The sequence below is a fragment of the Proteiniphilum sp. X52 genome, from assembly GCF_003712195.1.
Taxonomy (GTDB): Bacteria; Bacteroidota; Bacteroidia; order Bacteroidales; family Dysgonomonadaceae; genus Proteiniphilum.
This window is the reverse complement of sequence record NZ_RDSD01000007.1, coordinates 146205-167767: the sequence shown is the minus strand read 5'-3', so window position 1 is coordinate 167767 and position 21563 is coordinate 146205. Positions and strand designations below refer to the sequence as shown.

Annotated in this window: 17 protein-coding genes, 1 tRNA gene, 1 rRNA gene and 1 pseudogene; 12 read left to right on the top strand and 8 right to left on the bottom strand. The window is 45.7% G+C overall.

Annotated features, from left to right (window positions below; all coding sequences use genetic code 11):
* Positions 1-160 precede the first annotated feature (160 nt).
* The 4 genes from rrf (at position 161) to D7D25_RS07940 (ending at position 3206) form a co-directional block, all read left to right on the top strand.
* Positions 161-272, top strand: a 5S ribosomal RNA gene (rrf, locus tag D7D25_RS07960).
* Between the two features lie 411 nt (positions 273-683).
* Positions 684-1469, top strand: a complete 786-nt coding sequence (locus D7D25_RS07950) for a hypothetical protein (RefSeq protein WP_122968438.1) — start codon at positions 684-686, stop codon at positions 1467-1469.
* A complete protein-coding gene (locus tag D7D25_RS07945) occupies positions 1466-2092 on the top strand; it encodes a hypothetical protein (RefSeq protein WP_076930697.1) in 627 nt (208 codons plus the stop codon). Before D7D25_RS07950 ends, D7D25_RS07945 begins: the two co-directional genes overlap by 4 nt.
* A 10-nt stretch (positions 2093-2102) precedes the next feature.
* The gene (locus D7D25_RS07940) at positions 2103-3206 is read left to right on the top strand and encodes a hypothetical protein (RefSeq protein ID WP_076930696.1); all 1104 of its coding nucleotides are present in this window, start codon (positions 2103-2105) and stop codon (positions 3204-3206) included.
* A 222-nt stretch (positions 3207-3428) separates the two neighbouring features.
* Here the strand turns inward: D7D25_RS07940 and D7D25_RS07935 are convergent, their stop codons facing one another.
* The 3 genes from D7D25_RS07935 to D7D25_RS07925 all read right to left on the bottom strand — a co-directional run bounded on the left by D7D25_RS07935 (position 3429) and on the right by D7D25_RS07925 (position 5288).
* Positions 3429-3839: an SH3 domain-containing protein gene (locus D7D25_RS07935; protein WP_122968437.1), complete on the bottom strand. Its 411-nt coding sequence runs from the start codon at positions 3837-3839 to the stop codon at positions 3429-3431.
* 3 nt (positions 3840-3842) lie between these two features.
* The gene (locus D7D25_RS07930) at positions 3843-4331 is read right to left on the bottom strand and encodes a BON domain-containing protein (protein WP_122968436.1); all 489 of its coding nucleotides are present in this window, start codon (positions 4329-4331) and stop codon (positions 3843-3845) included.
* A gap of 108 nt (positions 4332-4439) precedes the next feature.
* Complete coding sequence (locus D7D25_RS07925) at positions 4440-5288, bottom strand: bifunctional methionine sulfoxide reductase B/A protein (protein WP_255417233.1); 849 nt, start codon at positions 5286-5288, stop codon at positions 4440-4442.
* A 412-nt stretch (positions 5289-5700) separates the two neighbouring features.
* Between D7D25_RS07925 and ahcY the strand changes: the two genes are divergently transcribed.
* On the top strand, positions 5701-7119 hold the full coding sequence (gene ahcY / locus D7D25_RS07920) for an adenosylhomocysteinase (RefSeq protein ID WP_370453846.1): 1419 nt from the start codon (positions 5701-5703) through the stop codon (positions 7117-7119).
* Between the two features lie 197 nt (positions 7120-7316).
* Positions 7317-7389, top strand: a tRNA-Lys gene (locus tag D7D25_RS07915).
* A gap of 278 nt (positions 7390-7667) precedes the next feature.
* On the opposite strand, the gene D7D25_RS07910 is transcribed toward D7D25_RS07915, so the two are convergent.
* Both D7D25_RS07910 and D7D25_RS07905 read right to left on the bottom strand, forming a co-directional pair.
* A complete protein-coding gene (locus tag D7D25_RS07910) occupies positions 7668-7817 on the bottom strand; it encodes a DUF4113 domain-containing protein (protein ID WP_122968434.1) in 150 nt (49 codons plus the stop codon).
* 7 nt (positions 7818-7824) lie between these two features.
* Positions 7825-8109 (bottom strand): LexA family transcriptional regulator, encoded by a 285-nt coding sequence (locus D7D25_RS07905; protein WP_122968433.1) that lies wholly within the window; start codon positions 8107-8109, stop codon positions 7825-7827.
* 786 nt (positions 8110-8895) lie between these two features.
* Between D7D25_RS07905 and D7D25_RS07900 the strand changes: the two genes are divergently transcribed.
* The 5 genes from D7D25_RS07900 (at position 8896) to D7D25_RS07880 (ending at position 18216) form a co-directional block, all read left to right on the top strand.
* Positions 8896-10524 (top strand): DNA/RNA non-specific endonuclease, encoded by a 1629-nt coding sequence (locus D7D25_RS07900; protein WP_122968432.1) that lies wholly within the window; start codon positions 8896-8898, stop codon positions 10522-10524.
* 65 nt (positions 10525-10589) lie between these two features.
* Positions 10590-12947, top strand: coding sequence for a fimbrillin family protein (locus D7D25_RS07895; RefSeq protein WP_122968431.1), 2358 nt, complete (start codon positions 10590-10592; stop codon positions 12945-12947).
* Between the two features lie 91 nt (positions 12948-13038).
* Positions 13039-15780 carry a TonB-dependent receptor gene (locus D7D25_RS07890; RefSeq protein WP_122968430.1) on the top strand — a complete coding sequence of 914 codons (2742 nt, stop codon included), beginning with the start codon at positions 13039-13041 and terminating at the stop codon, positions 15778-15780.
* 48 nt (positions 15781-15828) lie between these two features.
* On the top strand, positions 15829-17175 hold the full coding sequence (locus D7D25_RS07885) for a DUF5689 domain-containing protein (protein WP_122968429.1): 1347 nt from the start codon (positions 15829-15831) through the stop codon (positions 17173-17175).
* A 12-nt stretch (positions 17176-17187) separates the two neighbouring features.
* A complete protein-coding gene (locus tag D7D25_RS07880) occupies positions 17188-18216 on the top strand; it encodes an endonuclease/exonuclease/phosphatase family protein (RefSeq protein ID WP_122968428.1) in 1029 nt (342 codons plus the stop codon).
* A gap of 84 nt (positions 18217-18300) precedes the next feature.
* Here the strand turns inward: D7D25_RS07880 and D7D25_RS07875 are convergent, their stop codons facing one another.
* From D7D25_RS07875 to D7D25_RS07865, 3 genes are read right to left on the bottom strand one after another with little or no spacing between them, the layout of a single operon-like run.
* The gene (locus tag D7D25_RS07875; protein WP_122968427.1) at positions 18301-18531 is read right to left on the bottom strand and encodes a hypothetical protein; all 231 of its coding nucleotides are present in this window, start codon (positions 18529-18531) and stop codon (positions 18301-18303) included.
* 7 nt (positions 18532-18538) lie between these two features.
* Positions 18539-19765 (bottom strand): S8 family serine peptidase, encoded by a 1227-nt coding sequence (locus D7D25_RS07870; protein WP_122968426.1) that lies wholly within the window; start codon positions 19763-19765, stop codon positions 18539-18541.
* Positions 19729-20496, bottom strand: a complete 768-nt coding sequence (locus tag D7D25_RS07865; protein WP_158602575.1) for a hypothetical protein — start codon at positions 20494-20496, stop codon at positions 19729-19731. The genes D7D25_RS07870 and D7D25_RS07865 overlap by 37 nt, the downstream gene beginning before the upstream one ends.
* A gap of 310 nt (positions 20497-20806) precedes the next feature.
* Here D7D25_RS07865 and D7D25_RS07855 point away from each other — a divergent pair.
* Positions 20807-21337, top strand: a pseudogene (locus D7D25_RS07855) (30S ribosomal protein S16); the annotation flags it as partial.
* Positions 21338-21563 lie beyond the last annotated feature (226 nt).

The following is a 21563-nucleotide window of genomic DNA, read 5'->3' as shown; positions in this document are numbered from 1 at the left end:
TTTTTTCATCGTGTCATTTTTAAGAGTTAAGAGTGAAGAGTTAAAAATTAAGAATTAAGAATTAAGAATTAAGAATTAAGAATTAAGAATTAAGAATTAAGAATTTCATTATTCATTATTCATTATTCATTATTCACTATTCACTATTCACTTACAATATTAAGGTGGTTATAGCGTTGGGGATCCACCTCTTCCCATTCCGAACAGAGAAGTTAAGCCCAATGGCGCCGATGGTACTGCATGATTTGTGGGAGAGTAGGTAGCCGCCATCCTTTACACATGAGCCCCCGGAGTTGATGCTTCGGGGGCTTTTTTTATACCCTTGTGCCAACCGTGCGCTCCCTTGCCATATTATGAAATCCTGGACCGTCTAAGGGAAAATGGGCTGAACGATACGGCAAATTATTTGCATTCCCTTCTTTGGGTAGGACAGATGTGGCCGGAAGAAATCGAAAAAATTTAACCATACCCCGTGCAACGTTTTTAGTTTTTTTGCATCTTATAAATAAAGAGGTGTGTTTTTTATTGTTTGTCTTGATTGACAGGTGATTATTTATTACCTTTACTGTAAAATTAACCGAAAATGAAACCAGATATTCCGCCAGGCTGTAGATGCCGCTTGTAAGCATGCTTTGCAGGCGGTAAAGAGTTTTTTGAATTATCATTAACTTAAAATCAAACAAATGAAAACAAAAATAATTTTATTTCTTTTCATGATCTCCTTATTCATGTTGATAGTAGGGATTGGATGCGAAGATGCCAAATTGAAGCTTCCTTCAGAAGAGCAGCCGAGTCAACAGGTGACGACTCGACAGGCCGGAGCAGCGATTTGGGATTTTCCCGTGAAACCGGGAACTGAAGAATGGAAGAGTCTTGAGACGATTGAGCAACAATACGAGGCATATAATATTCCGGAAAGTTTGATAAAAGAAATTTCCACTGATGATCTGGTTAAAATATGCTTGGATTATCCGGAGTGGGGATTGATTTATGCCTTTAATGATCCTCAAACCGGGTTTGCCCATGTATTGGATCTCTTTAATGGTTTTGAAGAGCTCTTTTCAAGAAAAGATGCGGCGAAAGAGTTGATAAAGGTATATTTGGAGATGAATCCTCTTGACGTTAGCCGGCTAAGTACAGATTTAGACAAGGGGTTATTCAGTTTTCAATTTACCCGTATCGAGATGTTGATGGCGACGAATCCTATTGTCTCTTTATTGGGTGATGAAGACGAGCGTCTTTTGCTGCGGGAAGGCATTACAAAATATAGAAGCAAGGAACAGTTTCCCGATGTCTATTCTTTATGGTCTTTATCACCTGTAGCTCATTTATGCCTATCCATTTTAGAAAGTGATGGTAGAGTTTCAGAAGATATTGGCCGGAGAAGTCTAAAAAGAAGAGCCTTATATCATGATAAATCAGTGCTGGATGAAATTATTGTTGAATCTGAAAACTTTTTGAAACAATGAAGAAGTTACATTACATTTACACAGTTATTTTTATGTTCCTTTTTGTAGGTTGTGAAATGGACTCGGAGGATCTGCCGACTTGCCATAACGATCAGTTGCTGTTTGATTTTACGACTGAATTGTCAACTTATTTAGATGATCATTTCTCTTTTATGTGCGAGAATATTCCTTTAACGCAACGATGTTACCGGGATGATTTTATCAAACTGGAGTTGGAAGAAAAAATAGCTTACTATGAACCGATAGGCAATGGAGGCTATCAACCCAGTTATATGTCATATCCGGATTATACCGATGAAGAAATTAGCGCAATCGAATATGTCTTTTCCTTGCATTCGGAGTTGGATAAGATGGACTCCCGTTTGCGAAGGGACTTGCTGTCTATGGCAGTTGGTAAGCACAGGAAAAAATTTGGTCAGGAATATACTGCTCCTGTAAATGCCCGAAAATCAGGCATAGTATTGATCTTATCCATCCTGCAATATGAAAATGCATCTGAAGTGCTGGATAGAATATGCGGTTATTGCACCAAATATAATTTGATTGATCCCTTCGAATTAACTCATAATGAAGAATTCAATCAATTCCTTATAAAGGAAGTATCAAGCTATTTATCGAAATAAAGAGAATAATATGAGAAGACTTATTTACATAATTATAATACACCTGATTAGCATAGGTGTGTTTGCTCAAACCTATACACCATTCGGGACTCCGATTGATGGGTTCTATAGAGGGGAAGGGAGCAGTTCTGATTTAGCGCTTTGGGAACATGAAGCAGATGCATGGGTGAACGCCCATGGCAATGGACAAGTGATAAAGACAGGAAACGCTACGGCAACATATAATTGTCATTCCTTTGCATGGAACATGTCGGAAGGAGGCAATACTATGTGGATAAATATGTTCACGATACTTGACGGACTCATCTTTAATGAAAAAGATCCAAATACAACCCTTCCCGGCCCCACCAATATAACCAGATACTGGACAGATGGGAGTTATATAGAAGTTCCGGAATATCAGGCTACGAAGGTATGGTTTGGCTCTTGTTGGACATGGAGCCATACTCTTAAAAAATGGGTAAATCAATGTGACCATTCTGCCATTAGGTTACCTTCCGGCTTATATGAGTCGAAATGGGGACCGTGGGGCCGGTATATACACCCACGCGATAAATGTCCATACAATTTAAGCAGCAGGAGATATTTTAAAGTCAATCTCCCTATCTCCGGTCCCCCGGCACCCTGTAATGAAGGTTCTTATACTATTGGAAATTTTAATAGGCTTCCGTCGGGATTTACGGTGCAGTGGGGTACAAATAACAGTAATCTGACATTGGTTTCGGGTCAGGGTACTGATATCGCTGTCTATAGAAAAGTAAGGAACGGAGCGGATATGATTGAATGCAAAATCGTGTACAGCAACCGCACTATTAATTTAAACCCCTTGAATGTATATTTTGGGGCACCAGCAATACAATGGATTGCAGGGCCGCAAAGCCCTCCGAATGGACAGGAAGCAGGATATGAAGCTATTCTTCCTCATGGAGCACCAATCCCGACAAACTACGAGTGGATACTCAATCCCCAGGGTCGGAATTCGGTTTATCCTTCAGGTCGTTTTGTATATATTGCTTTTTATGATGCCGGAACATACCAACTTGTATGCAGAGCTACCAATAACTGTGGAGTGGGAGATTATAGTGTTATAACGTTGAATGTCACTAATAACTAAATAAAAATTCTGTCCATCTGTTTATATAGCAGGTAGTTCTCCGGAGGAGACAACTTACATTTTGTTTGAGTGATTTCTCAAATGCTAACCAGTGGGGTAAGAATAAGTGGTGCCAACAAGACTCTTTCCTTTAGGGATATTCACCCAAAACCGGTCAAAAAAGAGGCCGTCTCTCTGAAGTTAACTTCAATTTGAGACGGCCTCCGGTTTTTGTCTTTATCATTACTGTACCGGCTCAAGGTATTGCGAGTAGCAATAACCCTCTTCACCGTCGTTATCACGCACCAACCACCATTGGTCGTTTGCTTTGCTGATGAGTGTGATAACATCTCCTTTGTCGGCTTTACCAACGACAGGTTGATCCGTTCCGGGTCCTTTACGGATATTCAAGCGGCTCTCCTGGGTTACAACCCTTACTTTGCCCCCGTCTCTGACGGCAGTCTTTATATTCAAGACTAAATCGTTACTCTTAAAATGGGGATCGATCTGTTTGTAGATATCCCACATCCTATCTTTCACGTCGGCGTTAGGAACGGTTCCCTCCACTTTCAGCACGTTTCCCGATTCGCTGATGAGGAGATTGTTCTGCCTGGCAAGATCCACCAGTTCCTTGTATTTTTCTCTCAAAACCATACATTACTTTTTCACTGTTAAGTAATTTTCGACCCGTACGGGATTCAAGGCATTCAGTTTTTCCATTAATACTTGCAGATCCCTTTCCTTGATCTCACCGTTTAGCGTAATAACGCCATCTTGTACCGTGGCTGTCACTGTGGCATGGTCTTTGAGGGCGTCAGGTAGTGCTGCGTTGATAGAGGCATCCAGAGCACTGTAATCCGGTGCGGGCGGAATCACTTCCACCTGGTTGACAACCGAAGTCACATTTTTTACTCCTGCCACCACACTTTCAGCATAAGATTTGGCAGAGTCATCACTTACGGTCCCGGTGAGCGTAGCGACTTTATTTTGCACGGTTACCGTGACGCCTGCCAGCTCAGGATTTGCATCCAGCAATTCCTGTGCCGCGCTTTGAATGTCCGCGTCATTTACCTGGTTACACGATGTCACACCCACTCCAAATGCGAGAATGAGTGTTACTACGAATAATAAACGTAATGCTTTCATAATTCTTCTTTTTTAATTAAACAATTCTATTTAAACGATAATAATTAAACGTATGAAAATTGGAATTGTTTTCAAACCGGGCGGATTTTTACGAGAGCATCCCTTTTGTCAGAAGATTTTTGTATACTTATGGCAGTAGGGCAGGGTGCCTTTGTATTCGTAATACTGTTGATGATAATCCTCTGCCTTCCAGAAAATAGAAGCCGGTTTCAACAGTGTGGCCACCCTGTACCCCTTATCAGTCAGGATATCGATATACTTCTTGGCAATTGCTTTCTCGGCAGGATCGGAATAGAAAATGCATGAGAGATACTGAGGCCCTATATCCGGCCCTTGTCCGTTGGTTTGCGTGAAATCGTGGGTTTCGAAGAAGAGCTTTACCATCTCTTCGTAGGATGTCACAGCAGGATCGAAGACCACTTCAGTCGTTTCCAGATGCCCGGTATTCTTCTGGCATACCTGTTCATAAGTCGGGTTATCCACATGTCCACCCATAAATCCTACTGAGGTCTGCTTCACGCCCGGGGCTTTCATAAAGAAATACTCCGTTCCCCAGAAGCATCCGGAAGCGAAATAGGCCGCGGTGAGTCCTTCTTTTTTCTCCGGGACAAACTTCAGCGAGACAGAGTTTACGCAGTGCCGGGTCTGCTTGGGTGTAAACCCTTCACCCAAGAAAACATGCCCCAAGTGCGCTCCGCAATTATTACAAATGATCTCTGTACGGTGTCCGTCAGCATCGCGCACACGTTTCACGGCACCCTCTATCTCGTCGTCGAAAGAAGGCCATCCGCAAGCCGACTCGAATTTATCTTCCGACCGGTAGAGTGGGGTGTCGCATCGTTTACAATAATATGTCCCTGCCACTTTATTATTCAAATATTCACCCGTGAAGGGACGTTCCGTACCCTTGTGGATGATCACTTTCTCTTCTTCGGGGGTCAGTCTATTATAATCCATGATCTCATTTTTGTTTTTTGTGATGGCTGATTCTTTTTGTTTACCCTGTCCGCATGCGGAGACAAGAATGAGGGTAAACACAAACAGCAGGTATGTTCTCCTCATTGTTGTAATTACTCCTTGATTTTTTTTAAGATATTTCATAAAAGCATACCGCCTCCTTTGTCGCGGGTAGAGTGGGTCGGTGACAGATCACCAGCAGTTCTACCATCTGCCCCTGAATCCCTTCACCGGTAACACGTTGGAATAGATAACCTTCATTCATTTCAAATTAAAGAAAATCGATAATTATCTCTATTTCCGGGAAGACAGGGATCAATTCTCATCCTTTCATTCTTCCAAAGGTAGAAACATTCTGTAAATTTCGTAACTTTGCAGACTTAAAAATCGATAAATCAAAATAGAATACAAAATGGATATGAATTTCTCACCGGATCTTCCCTATAAGGTGGCGGATATTTCGCTGGCCGGTTTCGGAAGGAAAGAAATAGAGATAGCCGAGCATGAAATGCCCGGTTTGATGGCGATACGGAGGAAATATGCCGCCGAAAAACCATTGAAAGGCGCGCGTGTGATGGGGTCGTTGCATATGACCATCCAGACGGCCGTATTGATAGAGACGCTGGTGGAATTAGGAGCCGACGTCCGTTGGGCCAGTTGCAATATCTTCTCCACACAAGATCATGCCGCTGCGGCCATTGCCGCTGCGGGTGTACCTGTGTTTGCCTGGAAAGGTGAAACGCTGGAAGAATACTGGTGGTGCACCGAGATGGCCTTGCGTTTTCCCGGCGGGGAAGGGCCTAATCTGATCGTAGATGATGGCGGTGATGCATCGTTACTGGTACATATGGGATATCAGGCTGAAAATGATGCTTCTGTCATCGACAGAAAAGGATCCAACCGGGAAGAACAGGCTATTCTGGATACACTGAACCGGATACTGAAAGAGGACGGTCAGCGTTGGCACAAAACTATAGCCGGAATGAAAGGGATCTCCGAAGAGACTACCACAGGCGTGCACCGATTGTATCAGATGATGGAGAGGGGCGAATTGCTGGTGCCTGCCATCAATGTGAACGACTCGGTAACCAAATCGAAATTCGATAACCTGTATGGTTGTCGCGAATCGCTTGCGGACGGTATCAAACGGGCTACCGACGTGATGATCGCCGGCAAGGTGGTGGTGGTGCTCGGCTACGGCGATGTGGGCAAGGGATGCGCCCATTCGATGCGTAGTTATGGCGCACGCGTGATCGTTACGGAGATCGACCCTATCTGTGCCCTGCAGGCAGCCATGGAAGGTTTTGAGGTGACTACGATGGAGGAAGCGGTGAAAGAAGGGAATATATTTGTCACTACGACCGGAAACCGTGACGTGATCACCATCGGGCATATGCGGCAGATGAAAGACCAGGCTATCGTGTGCAATATCGGTCATTTCGACAATGAAATACAGGTGGACCGTCTGGTGGCCTTCCCCGGCATTGAACACCTGAATATCAAACCGCAGGTGGACAAATATACTTTTCCTGCCGGTAATTCGATCTTCCTGCTGGCTGAAGGTCGTTTGGTGAACCTGGGTTGTGCCACGGGGCATCCCTCGTTTGTGATGAGCAATTCATTCACTAACCAGACCCTGGCGCAGATCGACCTCTGGCAGAATGATTATGAGGTAGGGGTATACCGTTTGCCCAAACACTTGGATGAAGAGGTGGCAAGGCTCCATCTTGAACGGATTGGGGTAAAGCTCACTACCCTTACACAGACCCAGGCCGATTATATCGGTGTGCCGGTAGAAGGACCTTTCAAGCCGGAACATTACCGGTATTGAAGAGAGGGGAAACCCCAATTCGCGGTTGAAAATGGATCTGTGAAATAAAAATGAAAAAAGTCCGTTTGGAAACCTTTTCGGTATTAGTTGTTTAGCCGCGACTGCCCAAAAAACCCCGTTTTTTATGGCTTTTTAGGTTGCATAATTAAAATAAAGATTTTATCTTTGCACTCGCTTTTGCAAGAAAGCATCAGGTCGATTCGCTAGCTCAGCAGGTAGAGCACATCCCTTTTAAGGATGGGGTCCTGGGTTCGAGCCCCAGGCGGATCACTTTTAATAAATCAAAATAAAAAAAGCTCCTGAATATCAATCGATTTCAGGAGTTTTCTTTATTATCTCCACCCGAATTAGTGCGAAATAAGGGATCAACCCGAATTGTTGTGGACTAGGCAGGTATCCCAACTCCAGTGTCTTAACATAATCACCATCTACTTCAAATGCTACAATCTCACGAGGAAGCGAATTACCGGACAACCTACGGCTGGCTGTGTGTCTTGTCGATTTTTTTTAAAGATACTTGTTGTCTAAGATCCGGGGCAATTATAGATTCATTTTGTTTTGGGAAAATCGCTCATACGGGTAGTATAACAAGGGGTCAGACGTTCCTGTCTTATTTTCCATGATTGCCCATCCCCAAGAACTGCGAGCTTCAAGGAGTTGCGTCCGTATTTTTCATTGGTATAATCTAATACTTCCATGAGTCTTTTATGCTTCTTCGTTTTCGTAGGGCTCTTCCAATTTATCTACTACCAGTAAGTCCCCGATAAAAATTCCATCCCCGCTAAGACTGTTGCCTCCCGCGATAAGGCAAAATGTGGTCTCCTTGCTCTTTATAAGCAGCTTATTAAAGTCGATCCCTTTTTCCACATAATTGAAAGCCTCGCTGGGAAATCCCGCTGAGACAGGGCTTATATACAAATCCACTTCTGCCGTGATGAGTTCATCGGCAATTGGAATCAATCCGTTCAAATATTTGTTTATTACCTTCATAAAGTTGCAAAAATACTGCTTTCCTTATGATATGGAATGATATTAATATTTATTCAACTTTCGCAATCTCTTTTAGCCTGCTTGCGGTATGCTTTTGAAATTTAAGTGTTTTTTAAGTCTTTCATTCTCAAAGGATAATTTTTCCATTCATGTTCCATTTTTAGTTTCGTCTTGTTTTTTCAATTGATGCAGTTTCACTATTAAAAGCATGCAATGTATCATACTTTATGCAAAATGTCGAATATATATTTCCAGGTAAATGATAAGTTGTGTATAATTACCTCCAAATCCTAGACAACAAGTATCATTAAAAAAAGTATTCAATTTGTTGATGAGATGAAGAAAAGAAAAAGTGACAGTCCGGGCTTTAAAACGAAAGTTGTTTTGGAAGTCTTACAGGTTGATTTTCGGGCATCCCGGTTCTCGACGATCTCCAAAAAATCAATTCCCGCCTCAAGATGGGAATGGATTTTTTGACCCGTTTTATTAAACTGTCTTTTTGTGAGGTCCAATGGAGAAAATACTTTCCTATTGATAAAAGAATTGAGTCTGAGGATGAAAATGTAAGATTTCAAGGAGTATGTGAGGTAATAGGATAATGAATGGCCGGAAATGGCCTCTTAAATTAAGAAATAAACCATAAACACAGCTGAGAATTAACAAATATCTTTCGTTCTTTTATGAAAAAAATATTATATTTGCATATAGTAGCGTGCTCTTTAATCTTGTCATGTGTAAAAGGGCCTACGATAAGTCTATTGTATTATCAGCAGGTAACAGGAAACTATGAAAAGACCTTTTTATTTGTATCTTTTGCTACTTCTGACCGCATCCAATTGTGGCAAAGAAAGTGACTTACTTCCGGATACGGAAACAGGAAAAACACTTTTGCGTTTTTCAGCGGTGCTTTTTGAGAATGACATTACCCGTGCGGGTGGTACTGCGTGGGACAGTGGCGACGAGATCGGTGTGTTTGCGGTCAAACATCAATCCGCTCTTGCCCCGGGCAACATCATAGACAATAACGAAAACCTCCCGTTTGTAACCACCAGTGGTGACGGTTTTTTTTATGCCAAGGGCAAAAAAATTTACTATCCCGAGAAAGAGGCCTCGATGGATATTGTTGCTTATTATCCCTATAAGAGCGATTTGAACGGTTACGATTACCCTGTGGATATTACCGAACAACCTGAAATTTTTTACAGCAACAACCTCACGGATGTAAATAAAGACAATCCGCAAAATAATGGCTTACAATTCAGAAGAATACTGTCGAGGGTTGTTTTTAACGTTACTTCTCATACAAGCGATGGTTCATTAGAGGGCTTAACCGTGTCTATTAATGGGGCGAAAACCTTGGCTTCATTTTCATTATCCGCCGGTACGCTTTCCGTGGACGAAGAGTCGGTTAAAACCATTACCATGGACATTTCCGGCGGTAATATGCAAAAACAGGCGTCGGCCGTTCTCTTGCCCACGGATCAGGGAAACGAAATGTCGGCACAATTTACCGTGGGAAACAAAACATTCACATGGACAGTTCCCCATGCCCTGGAAGCAGGTAAAGTATATCGTTACGATATCAAATTAGATGGGTTGTCTCCTGTGGTCGGATTGTCGAGCCCATACATGGAAATACCTGTGTACGCCACAAGCGGTACGGCCCCTCATTCCGCTGCCGCCCTTCATATGGTGGGGAATAAAAATTGGCTTAATTCCACTTATCTCTCCAATAGTCCGAATGATATCCGTAATTACAGCATATTGTTTGACACCCAAAACCGGGTTCCTTACTGGGTGGCCTTTCCTATGCATCCGGTATATATGGCTTCGGGCAACCGGACGGATGCGTGGGAATACGATCCCAATATTCCCAGGAATGTGCAGCCGAACCTTTACAGCGGATGGAACGGTCAAAGTGTGGACAGGGGACATTTGCTGGCAAGTGCCGACAGGAACGCGACACGAGAGATCAATAAGACGACATTTTACTTTACCAACATGGCTCCTCAGAATTCATCAATGAACAGTGGTTCATGGGCCCAGCTTGAAGGGAAAGTGAGGTCATGGAGTGAACAACCCGGATATGACACACTGTACGTCGTAACCGGTTGTATCCTTCCTGAAACGCCGGAACCGCTCACTTATGTAGAAGACAATGACGGGAAAAAATCGGTCGTTCCCAAATATCTCTATAAGGCGTTGTTACGGAAAAACAACAGTACAGGTGGCTACTCGTCCATTGTTTTCAAGATGGAGAATGAAAATACAGGCATACCTTATACCGATTCGAGAAATATCATCTCCGTGGCAGAGTTGGAAAGAGAGACCGGATTTACTTTTTTCCCGAATCTTCCGGAAGGCGCGGCCGCTTCCGTGAAAAAGAACAAGTCCATGTCACCCGACTGGAATTAATATAGATATCTGTTCCTGAAAATATAATATAAACAATTTGTGTAATTTTTTAATCTTGTCAGTGTATGAAGAGTATTAAATTTATTTTCTTTTTGCTATTCGGATTATTGCTACTCAACGCATGTGATACCGATAGGGATTGTCCTGAGAATCCGCTGGAAAAGGGCAATCAGGTGAAATTTCAGGCCATCATTGGCGCTGCAAGTTCCACGAGGGCGAGCGGTACGGAGTGGAATACCGGTGATGCTATCGGAGTGTATGCCTTGAATGGGGGAACAACCCTGCCTTCGGGGGTGTATGATGGAAAAGAAAACATCAAATACACCACTCCCGGAACCGGATCGTTCACAGCTGCCACGGTAGGTATCTCCTTCCCTGAAACCGGCACTCTTGATTTTATCGCTTACTATCCTTATCAGGAAACCATCAATGGTTACATGTACAATATTGACGTCGCGAATCAATCGAATTCGGCAGCCATCGATTTGTTGTACTCCAATGATGCCAAAGGGGCTACAAAGGGAAATTCATCGGTAAGCCTTACATTCAAACATATGCTGTCTATGCTTGTGCTGAATATCGGGGCCGGGGATGGTGTTGCTTCTTTGGAGGGATTGACCGCTTCGATCAGGGACCTGAAAACCGATGGAACATTCAATCTGGCAAACGGAACCCTCGCCACGGGGTCAACTTCCGCCACTATTACCCCTGCAGGGGTGGTTTCGGGGACAAACGGAACCTTAGCCGCCATCCTTGTGCCCGGGCAGAACTTGAATTCTTCGAGAATAATTTTCTCATTAGCCGGGCAAACCTATGAATGGACACCGGGGGATATGGCATTGGAGTCGGGTAAGAGATACACCTATTCGCTTCAGTTATCAGCTTCCGGCGTGGTTATGCTGCAACCTGAGGCAACCATTATCGATTGGGAAGAGGCCGATACGGGAACGGGGAGTATTATTCTCACCCCGGAGGAAACGCAAAATGATTATTGGACTATTGCCGAATTGCGTTCGAAGTACACAGGTTCCAACGTGACAATCACCGATGACGCGAAAATCAAGGCGGTAGTCGTTCAAAACCTGGCCGGTGGGAATTCAACTTCCAAAAAAAATATTGTCGTACAGGATGAAACGGCAGGAGTTGCTATCCGGCTTGTAGCTGATAATGCTGACCTTGATTTTGGAGATGAAGTGGAGATCAGCCTTAAAGACCAGCAGTTGTCGGCATATAACGGCCTGCTTCAGGTGAACAACCTCCCCAACGCCAATGTCACCAAGGTAGGTGAGAAACCTGTCGTCGCAAAAGAAATAACCGCCGCCGAACTCCTTAGCGGCAATTATGAGTCGCAGTATGTGGCCGTCTCGAATGTACAGGTAGTTGAAGCCGACTTGAGTAAGACATTCGCTACCACAAATGCCCACGGGTCAATAAACATGGAGGCTGAAAGCGGGGAGGCTTTTGTCATGTTTACTGCAAGGTTTGCCGCATTCCAGGCCGAGACAGTGCCTCAGGGAAGCGGAACGCTGAAAGGAATAGCAAGCGTCAATAATACCACCTATCAGGTTTTGCCCACAGTGGCGGCCGACTACGCGGGAATGACCGGCACCCGTTTTGGCGTTACCAATACACTCACCGTTTCTCCGGAGACGATACAGTTTGAAGCAACTTCAGGAGATACGAAAGATATTACTATCACTGCTTCCGGGGCTTGGACAGCCACGACGGAAGGCACAGGCTTTACCGTGAGCTCTCTTGGCGGAACAGGGAATGCTACCGTTACCGTTACCGCAAATGCTGCCGCGGGTGTTTCCGGAAAAGTAATATTCACGTTGGACGGTACAGCCCTTACAAAAGAAGTTGCCGTTTCACAGAAAACCGCGGGAGGAACAACCGGAAATATTTTATTCCCCGGATCAGATTTTGAAAACTGGGATGCTTTCTTGGGCTCATTGGGTAGTTTCGGATTATCTACCGACGGATATGCAAGCCATACTACAAATGGAGGTCGTGATGATTCGGGAGCTTTGCTTTTGAAGGGAACGCCGAGTAAAAATGACTATACGTTTACTGCTGTTGTACCGGAAGGTTTTTCAGCTGTGGGCAAAACTAAAATAGTATTTTACATTAAGGGTACTTCAGCCAAATCTTTATCGTTGAATGTGTATGTCGGTACTGGTACTACTATGGGAACCGATTATAAGTGTTATAATCTAGCAAATTATTCGGCAGAAGGAACGCTATCTGCCACCAATTCAAATAATTATAGCGGAATAATCAATACTGGTGGAAACTGGATGAAGGTAACGCTCGATATAAGCGGTCTTACATTAAATTCAACGGCCGGACAGAACCTGTTTGGACTGAAAGTAGGTAATAATGCTGCTTACGATTTGTTAGTAGATGATATTACATTAGAATAGTAAACAAGCCAGTGAAGCTACGTAATTAACACGGAAACCGGGCTTTTGCCGGCCCGGTTTCCGGTATCTTTTAAATTATTAGAAGAATCATATGAAACAAAAACTATGGCTTTGGATTTTCCTGTGCTCCTCTTTTCCCGCGTTCGCGCAAACGGCGGATGTGAAGGGGCGCCTGGTGGACGCCGTTTCGGAAAATCCCATCGCGGGCGTGCTTGTTATTTTGCGCGGGAATAACCAAACGACCTATACGGATGATAACGGCCAATTCCTCTTCCGCGACGTCGACGGCGGAGAAGATGTGCTTGTTTTTAACGCGGCGGATTTCCATTCCACGGAAGAAACAGTGATAATCCCTGTCAGCGGCACATTAGATAGGGGCGACATCCGGATAACCCGCAGGCCGGGGGATAACTTCCAACTGACGGCGACAATCGACGAGATCCAACGCGCGATGGAAGATGATGATGTCGGACTTTCGCAGGACGTGAGCGCCATGGTTATCTTTTCCAATGATATTTTCTTAAAGAATGCAGGCTATCAGTTTTCACAGTTTCGTTACCGCATGCGCGGTTATCAAAACCGATTCGAGGAAAGGTATATCAATGGTGTGAATTTTAACGACCAGATCCGGGGCGTATTCAACTATGCCTCCGTGGGTGCGCTGAACGATATGACGCGCAACGGCGATGTGGTGAATTACTTCGCACCGTCAGCTTATTCTTTCGGCTCTATCGGTGGCTCTGAAAATATCAATATGCGCGCGGGGAATTACACACGGGGTGGCAAAGCGACCATATCCCTGACCAACCGCAATTACTATGCGCGGGCAATGGTCAGCTATTCAACCGGAATGCAGGATAATGGCTGGGCTGTCAGTGCTTCGATTGGCGGGCGCTATTCGCATGAAGGAAATATCGAAGGGGTTTTTTACAGAAACATATCTTATGCCTTCGGGCTTGAAAAAGAAGTGAATAATCACCGGATTTCGTTCATGACTTTCGGCTCTCCCGTAGAACGCGGCCAACAAGGCTCCTCCGTGCAGGAGGTGTATGATCTGGTAGGCAATAACCTCTATAATCCCAATTGGGGTTACCAGAACGGGAAGAAAAGAAATGCGCGGGTGGTGAAATCTTACGACCCCACGGGAGTTTTGTCGCATATCTGGAGAATCAGCGAATATACTACACTGACCAGCGGCGTGGGCATGCATCACAGCCGTTACGGCGGCACCGCCTTGAACTGGTATAACGGACCCGACCCGCGTCCTGATTATTACCGTTACCTACCGTCTTACCATAGAGAAAATCAAACCGCATTCGATTATTATACCTATTTATGGGAAAAACAGTGCGGAAAAGATAATATATCTCAGGTCAACTGGGACAAGATGTGGGAAGCGAACCATATCAACAACATCGAAGGGAGCGGTTCGGCCATCTATATGGTGGAAGAGAGGCGCAGGGACCTGTTTGAAATGGCTCTTAACTCCACACTGAACACGCGACTCTCGCAGCGCGTGAAACTGACTGCCGGCATAGGACTGAAGAATTCATTGTCGAAACAGTTCAAGACGGTAGACGACTTGTTGGGCGCACAATACCTGTTAGATACGGATAAATTTGCCGAGCGCGATTTTCCGGGAGATGAACAGACGGTACAAAACGACCTGAATCGTCCCGACCGCAGAGTATATGAAGGGGATGTGTTCGGCTACGATTTCAGGTTCAGGGTCAACTCTGCGGATATCTGGTTCCAGCAGGAACATTCCTATCGTTATGTCGATTTCTATTTCGGATCCAGATTGAAATATTCCGAATTTCAACGTGAAGGGAAAATGCGCAATGGGCGCTATCCCGACAGTTCGTTCGGAAAAGGAAAAACACACCGCTTTACCGATTACGCCCTCAAAGCCGGGCTGACCTATAAGATAAGCGGGCGCCATTTCATCACAGGGAATATCAGCTACCAGACCGTGGCACCTTTGGTGGACAACGTATATATTTCGCCGCGTATTACCGACCAGGCCCCGGAAAATATACAAAGCATGCGGGTCTTCTCTTCCGACCTTAATTATGTGTTTTCACTGCCTAACCTTGCCGGGCGTGTCACCCTTTTCAATACCAATTTTTACGATGACATGATGCGTTCCAGCTATTATCACGACTCGGAAAGGACATTTGTGAACCACCAACTGTCGGGTGTCGACAAAGTCCACCGGGGTGTCGAACTCGGCGTGAATTATAAGCTGAATAACACATGGAATTTCGATTTGATCGGCTCTACCGCTGAATATTATTACAGCAATAATCCCGAAGGTGTGATCAGTTATGAGAATGGCAAGGAATCGGGGAAAACCGAAACCGTGTATATGACGGACTATTATCTGGGCGGAACCCCGCAAACGATGGGAACCTTCGGTATCAACTTCTTCCGCAACTACTGGTTCCTGAACCTGAACATCAACGGGTTTGGCCGTAACTACGTCGAGATATCGCCGCTGCGCAGATTAGCATCCAACTATATCGGTATCATGCCGCCTGAAGCTGAAGGATTTGACGAGGACCTCTATAACGCTTATCGCATCCTGACGCACCAGGAGAAATTTAAAGGTGGTTATACGCTGGACCTGGGTATCGGTAAAATTTGGTACCTTCGTAACCGCCACTCCGTAAACTTCAACCTGACAGTGAATAATATCCTGAATCGTAGGGATATCCGTACGGGGGGATATGAGCAGGGACGTGTCAATCCGGATTATCCCAACCGGTTCAACTCAAAGTACTATTACATGCAGGGCATTAATTGCTTCTTCAATATGAGTTACCGTTTTTAAATCGATTTATTAAAGAATATGCAACTACCCAATATAAAAAATAATCGTATGAAGATCGCTCACTATTTATTCGGATTTGCTTTGGCAATAGCTGTATTGTTTTCGTGCGAACGGGATTTCCAGGCGCCTCCCTTGACCGAGCCTGCATATACCGGGGACGAGGCCAACATGACTATCGCGAAATTGAAAACATTATACGCCAATATTACTGACCCGGTACTTATCGATGTCGATTATATCCTTAGAGCTATCGTAATAGGCAATGATATTTCAGGAAATATCTACAAACAGATTTATATTCAGGATGAAACGGGCGGCATCAACATGGGGGTTGACCAAAATTCCATTTTTACGGAATTCCGTGTCGGACAGGAAATATATGTCCGGCTGAAAGGCCTTTATATGGTGATGTATGGCGAACAGCTCCAGATTGGATACGGACAGACAAACGCCAACCGGATTCCCTGGGAGATTTTCAATTTCTATGTGCATAAAAACAAATGGCCCCAGGCAAAAAACAGCGTTCCGAAAACAATCAAACTTTCTCAACTGGATCAGAGCATGGTGAACACCCTGGTGAAATTAGAGAATGTTTATTTTGTGGATGGGGGCAAGTTGCCGTTCAGCGAATCGGATGCAACCACCAACCGGATATTGAAAGACGGTGACGGAAATTCCATCATCGTGAGAAACAGCAATTACGCCAATTTTGCCGCGGATATTCTGCCTGAGGGGGGCGGAACGCTGATTGCCATTCTCTCGAAATACCGTGCGGACTGGCAGTTGCTTATCCGGTCGATTGAGGATTGCCAGCAGTTCGGTCAACCGATTCCCGGCAGCGGCGGTTCGACACCCGCCGATCCGGGTGTGACAACCTATTACAGTGAAACATTCGGGACGGCAGATGTTTCGGCACGGCCACTTATTGCCGATTATACCGGTTTTGACAATAAGAATGTCACATACAGTGATGCTTCGGGTGCCGTTTCCCTACGGACGACATCCACATTCAATACGCCTCACCTCTGGTTCCCGGCAAATAGGGACGGTTATCTCACGATCGAGGGAATAGACACATCAGCGGGGGCTGATGAAACGCTTGTCCTGAATTATGAATTGGCGGCCAATCTTTTTGATGCGGGGTCGGAAATGAACCTGAATGCCATGGCGGTCACTGTTGACGGGACAGCGATGGATGTCCCCAGTCAGATGGTAAGCAATGCCAATGGTGATAATAATAAGGTCTATGCCATCTCACTGAGAGGAATCCCCGCCAAAAACAACTTAAAGATCGAGTTTCACGGAAAAGCGTCGGATAATAAGTTCGGATTACGTTTGGATAATATCTCCATCACCACCGCGTCGGACGATGTCATAGTCATCAGACCTAAATAAAACCGCGCAAACATGAAGAAGTTTTTGGAAATATGCGTTCTTTCACTGTGCATCACCCTTGTGTATGCCCAGCAGAAGAACTACACCGTATATTCACTTTCATTTTACAATCTGGAGAACCTGTTCGATACCGAAGACGATCCCGATAATCCCGGAGATGATGAGTTCCTTCCTGCCAGCGCATATCATTGGACACAGGAAAAGTACGAAAAGAAACTGGACAATCTTGCCCGTGTGATCAGCCGTATCGGCCGCGAATATTGTCCTTGGGGGCCTGCCGTGATCGGTGTCGCGGAAGTCGAAAACAGGAAAGTGCTGGAAGACCTGGTCAAACGTCCGGCCATCGCAATGATGGGATTGGAGATCGTCCATCGGGATTCGCCTGACAGGAGAGGTATAGATGTGGCGTTGCTTTATAACCCCAAAATGTTCACGGTCACCGGTTACTCGGTCTCTCCTTACCGTAATGAAAATGACACCGGCTATGTCTCGCGCGACCAGTTATGGGTCAGCGGAATACTGGCAGGAGAGAAGATTCATGTCTCGGTCAACCATTGGCCCTCGCGTTATGGTGCCGGCTCGTCGGTATTGCGCGAAGCCGCCGCGGCGAACGTGAAAGCAGTGGTGGATTCATTATATCAAGACAATCCGGACGCTAAAATACTTATCATGGGCGATTTAAACGACGACCCGGTGGACAAAAGCACGAGGGTAGTATTGAATGCGAAAAAATCGGTAAAAGAGGTAAAACCGGGAGGCCTGTACAATCCTATGTGGAGACTTTACAGCCAGGGTATCGGCTCGTTGGCCTACCAGGGAAAATGGAGTTTATTTGATCAGATCATTGTTTCCTATCCTCTTCTGGGAAATGACTATTCGCAGCTACGCTTCTGGAAGGCGGAGGTATTCAATAAAGATTTCCTCATTCAATCGGAAGGACCTAATAAGGGATACCCCCACCGGACATTTTCGAATAACACATTTATAAACGGGTACAGCGACCATCTTCCGGTGATTGTTTATTTGATCAGGGAAGAATGATATTTGTCCTATAGGCATAATTCCGATGAAATGAATGGAGCCGCCTTATCCGGTTTTGTGTGATCAAGAGCGGGGAGGACGGCTTTATTGAATCTCCGAATCGGGTGGGGGAATGTTTACCCGCTTTTCTTCCACCAATGAGGCCACTTCTTTATGATCGCGTATTTTAGGGATGACTTCCTCCTCCGCCATTCCGATAATGACCCCGAACTCGTAGAGTTTGATGATGAGCAGTCCCTCCCGGTGAAGTTGTTCTGCCACAATGTTCAACCGGTCCAGGTAAATTTCCGATATAGTGATTATGATCTGTCGCATATCCTTTTTATTCAGGGGCTATGGAGAGCCCCGCACCCACATCTTCGGCCGGTAAAGAGAGACTCCGGGCATTCTTTCTCAGTTCCTCTTCAATCATTGCGGGAGTGGCGTCCGGATATTTCTCGAAGAAGAGGGCCGCGATACCTGCCACATGAGGAGTAGCCATGCTGGTTCCCGACAAAGTATGGTATCTTGACGGCATAGGCCAGGAAGAGTAGATATCCACCCCCGGCGCGGCAATATCGACCAGTCCGGAGGGGTTAATGGCGCGGTTGGAGAAGTCGGCGACCTGTAACTCCGGATCGATTGCGGCTACGGCAAGGATAGAGGGGCAATCGGCCGGGCTAGCCACGGGACTGAACCGGTTGTTTGACCGCCGGCTTTCGTTGCCTGCCGCGGCTACGACCAGCGTTCCTTTTGATAGGGCGAATTGGGCCGCGCGCTCATAGGCAAGGTCGTAACTCTCTCCTTCCGTTACCGGTGAGCCCAGAGACAGGGAGAGCACCTTGCATCCCTGGTTGGCAGCCCAGGTCATGCCGTTCAATATCCACGACTGCGCACCGCTGCCCAGGTTGTTCAGCACTTTTCCCGCATAGATATGTGCGCCGCTTGCCACACCGTAACGTTTTCCCTGTCCATTGACCGATCCGCATGCAGTTCCGATACAATGGGTGCCATGCCCGTGGAGGTCATCGACCGTTTCATCGGAGACAAACGAAGTGGAGGTGATCTCCCGTCCTTCAAAATCGGGGTGGCTTATATGGAATCCGGTGTCCAATACCGCCACTTTGACGCCGGCGCCTGTATAGGGGGAATCAAGCGCTCCCGTAATGTCTATTCCCCAGGTCGCGCCCTTGCTGTTCTTATCCTCCGATGGGATTTCATCCGGAATGTACACTGCCTTTTCCGGGACAATCAGGAATCCGGTGCCGGATAATTTCATCTGTGCTACCTTTTCTTCTTCCACGCCGACAAGCGCTACGCCCAGCTCGTTGAACACCAGCGCGTCGGCATCTTTTAATTGGCTTTCATCGGGTGATGTAATGATAAAATCTGCTGTGGAGGCTACGGATAGCCCCCATTTTTTCTCAAGCATGCGAATGGCTTCCAGTATCTCTTGATTGTTTTTGTCGAGAATCAGGAAGTAACGGCCGGTATAACGCGGGTTGGCCGAGGTGGCCGAGACGATATTGTCTTTCAGGAAGGTTTGCCTTCCGAGTTTGGGTGGTTGCATAATTGTTCTTCTTTTTTCCGTACCTCTTCCCTCCAGAGGGCGATTTCTGCCTTTTGCCTTCTATTTTCCTCCATGATGGAGAACAGGTTCGGGAGATAAATCCTTGTGTAAAAATAACCGGTAACAAATCCGGCGAAGAGAGAATAGATGATCAGTGCGATCAGAAACGGCCTGGCAGAATCCACCTGAAGCACCAGGCTGCTATTGTCGATAAGATAATCGGCCAGACTTCGCAGGTAACCGGGTATCTTGCCCAATTGCGTAAGGGTAACCCCGATGATTATCTTGGTGAGCCAGTCCGACACATCTTCCAGGTTCGTATTCGGCAGGTATTTTGTACTTCTGTCATAATCTTCCCCGGGATTGTAGTTTCTGTTCAGTTTGGGAATCCCGAACAGGAATCCCAACAGCCCGCCTGACAACATGCCGGCAAAAGCAATGATGGCCAGCAGCCCGAAAAGCCCCCAGTAGTTTTGGGATATGCCGGCATAGGCGAAGCAGGTGATCAGCCCGGGCAGTATCATTGCAAGAGGGAACAGGTGAATATAGCGCCCCGTTCCGGTTGAAAGTTTGTTCGCGTTCATGGTTTTAAGTATAATGACTCTTTTTACTTCGCCTCCCCATGTTGCCGTCAATGGGGAGACGGTCGATACCCTACACCAGTAGCAGGTTACACTGTCTGAGGGCCGGCATGTTTGTCCGGAAAACCGCGCGGCCCAGATACTTCGCATTACGACTGCAAGGTAATAAATATTTTGATTCCGGCAAGGTAAATCTGAAAAAAGGCACCGGTATGCTCCATTACGGGGATAATGGAACCGTGTGTGCCGGACATAAAAGGGTAAGTGAGGCATTGAATTGTCAGATTTATTTTACCCATCCCCACAGTAGATGGGAAAAAGGGCGGTGGAGAATAAAAGTTGCATTTGAGAGTTGAGTCCACTTAATCCAGAATGAGGTAATTCAATTTTGAAGGTAAGAAATTAATCACTATCTTTGCACCCGCAAATACAAAAAATCAATTTTAAAAGAAACTACTAAATGGCAACAAAACTTCGTTTACAGAGAAGAGGACGCAAAAATTATCCCTTCTATCAGATTATTGTTGCAGATAGCAGAGCACCACGAGATGGAAAGTACATTGAGAGGATAGGTTCTTACAATCCGAACACACATCCTGCTACAATCACTTTAGATTTCGAGAGAGCTTTGTATTGGCTGCAGACTGGGGCACAACCCACCGACACGGTACGTAATATCTTATCGGAAGAGGGTGTGTTATTGAAAAAGCATCTTCTCGGAGGTGTGAAAAAGGGCGCTTTTGATGAGGCGGAAGCTGAAAAGAGATTTGAGGCGTGGAAAAATTCGAAATCGCAGCTTGCCCAGAAAATCAAAGATAAGGACAATGAGCAAAAGCGTGCTGAAGAGAAAGCTCGTCTGGATGCCGAAAAAGAGGTCAACAAGACCCGGGCGGAAGTTTTGGCTAAGAAAAAAGCCGAAGAAGAGGCTGCTAACGCCCCCGCACCCGTGGAAGAGGAAGCCCCGGTCGCTGAAGAAACGGTTGAAGTGGCTGAGCCGGCCGGATCAGTGGTTGAAGAGACTGTTGAGGCAAAGGTTGAGGAAGCAGCTGCGGAAGTGGAAGAAGCACCTGCGGAAGTGGAGGAAGCGCCTGCGGAGGTTGAAGAAACTCCTGCTGAAACTCCCGCCGCAACCGAAGAAGCTCCCGCCGCTGAAGAGAAGCCCGCTGCTGAAGCCGCTGAAGAGAAAACAGAAGAGTAAGATAAATAAAGACATACAT

What these genes read in the sequence shown, in the direction of transcription:
- D7D25_RS07950 (WP_122968438.1), top strand. Translation starts at nt 684, where the DNA reads ATGAAAACAAAAATAATTTTATTTCTTTTCATGATCTCCTTATTCATG.
- D7D25_RS07945 (WP_076930697.1), top strand. Translation starts at nt 1,466, where the DNA reads ATGAAGAAGTTACATTACATTTACACAGTTATTTTTATGTTCCTTTTT.
- D7D25_RS07940 (WP_076930696.1), top strand. Translation starts at nt 2,103, where the DNA reads ATGAGAAGACTTATTTACATAATTATAATACACCTGATTAGCATAGGT.
- D7D25_RS07935 (WP_122968437.1), bottom strand. Translation starts at nt 3,839, where the DNA reads ATGGTTTTGAGAGAAAAATACAAGGAACTGGTGGATCTTGCCAGGCAG.
- D7D25_RS07930 (WP_122968436.1), bottom strand. Translation starts at nt 4,331, where the DNA reads ATGAAAGCATTACGTTTATTATTCGTAGTAACACTCATTCTCGCATTT.
- D7D25_RS07925 (WP_255417233.1), bottom strand. Translation starts at nt 5,288, where the DNA reads ATGGATTATAATAGACTGACCCCCGAAGAAGAGAAAGTGATCATCCAC.
- ahcY (WP_370453846.1), top strand. Translation starts at nt 5,701, where the DNA reads ATGGATATGAATTTCTCACCGGATCTTCCCTATAAGGTGGCGGATATT.
- D7D25_RS07910 (WP_122968434.1), bottom strand. Translation starts at nt 7,817, where the DNA reads ATGGAAGTATTAGATTATACCAATGAAAAATACGGACGCAACTCCTTG.
- D7D25_RS07905 (WP_122968433.1), bottom strand. Translation starts at nt 8,109, where the DNA reads ATGAAGGTAATAAACAAATATTTGAACGGATTGATTCCAATTGCCGAT.
- D7D25_RS07900 (WP_122968432.1), top strand. Translation starts at nt 8,896, where the DNA reads ATGAAAAGACCTTTTTATTTGTATCTTTTGCTACTTCTGACCGCATCC.
- D7D25_RS07895 (WP_122968431.1), top strand. Translation starts at nt 10,590, where the DNA reads ATGAAGAGTATTAAATTTATTTTCTTTTTGCTATTCGGATTATTGCTA.
- D7D25_RS07890 (WP_122968430.1), top strand. Translation starts at nt 13,039, where the DNA reads ATGAAACAAAAACTATGGCTTTGGATTTTCCTGTGCTCCTCTTTTCCC.
- D7D25_RS07885 (WP_122968429.1), top strand. Translation starts at nt 15,829, where the DNA reads ATGAAGATCGCTCACTATTTATTCGGATTTGCTTTGGCAATAGCTGTA.
- D7D25_RS07880 (WP_122968428.1), top strand. Translation starts at nt 17,188, where the DNA reads ATGAAGAAGTTTTTGGAAATATGCGTTCTTTCACTGTGCATCACCCTT.
- D7D25_RS07875 (WP_122968427.1), bottom strand. Translation starts at nt 18,531, where the DNA reads ATGCGACAGATCATAATCACTATATCGGAAATTTACCTGGACCGGTTG.
- D7D25_RS07870 (WP_122968426.1), bottom strand. Translation starts at nt 19,765, where the DNA reads ATGCAACCACCCAAACTCGGAAGGCAAACCTTCCTGAAAGACAATATC.
- D7D25_RS07865 (WP_158602575.1), bottom strand. Translation starts at nt 20,496, where the DNA reads ATGCGAAGTATCTGGGCCGCGCGGTTTTCCGGACAAACATGCCGGCCC.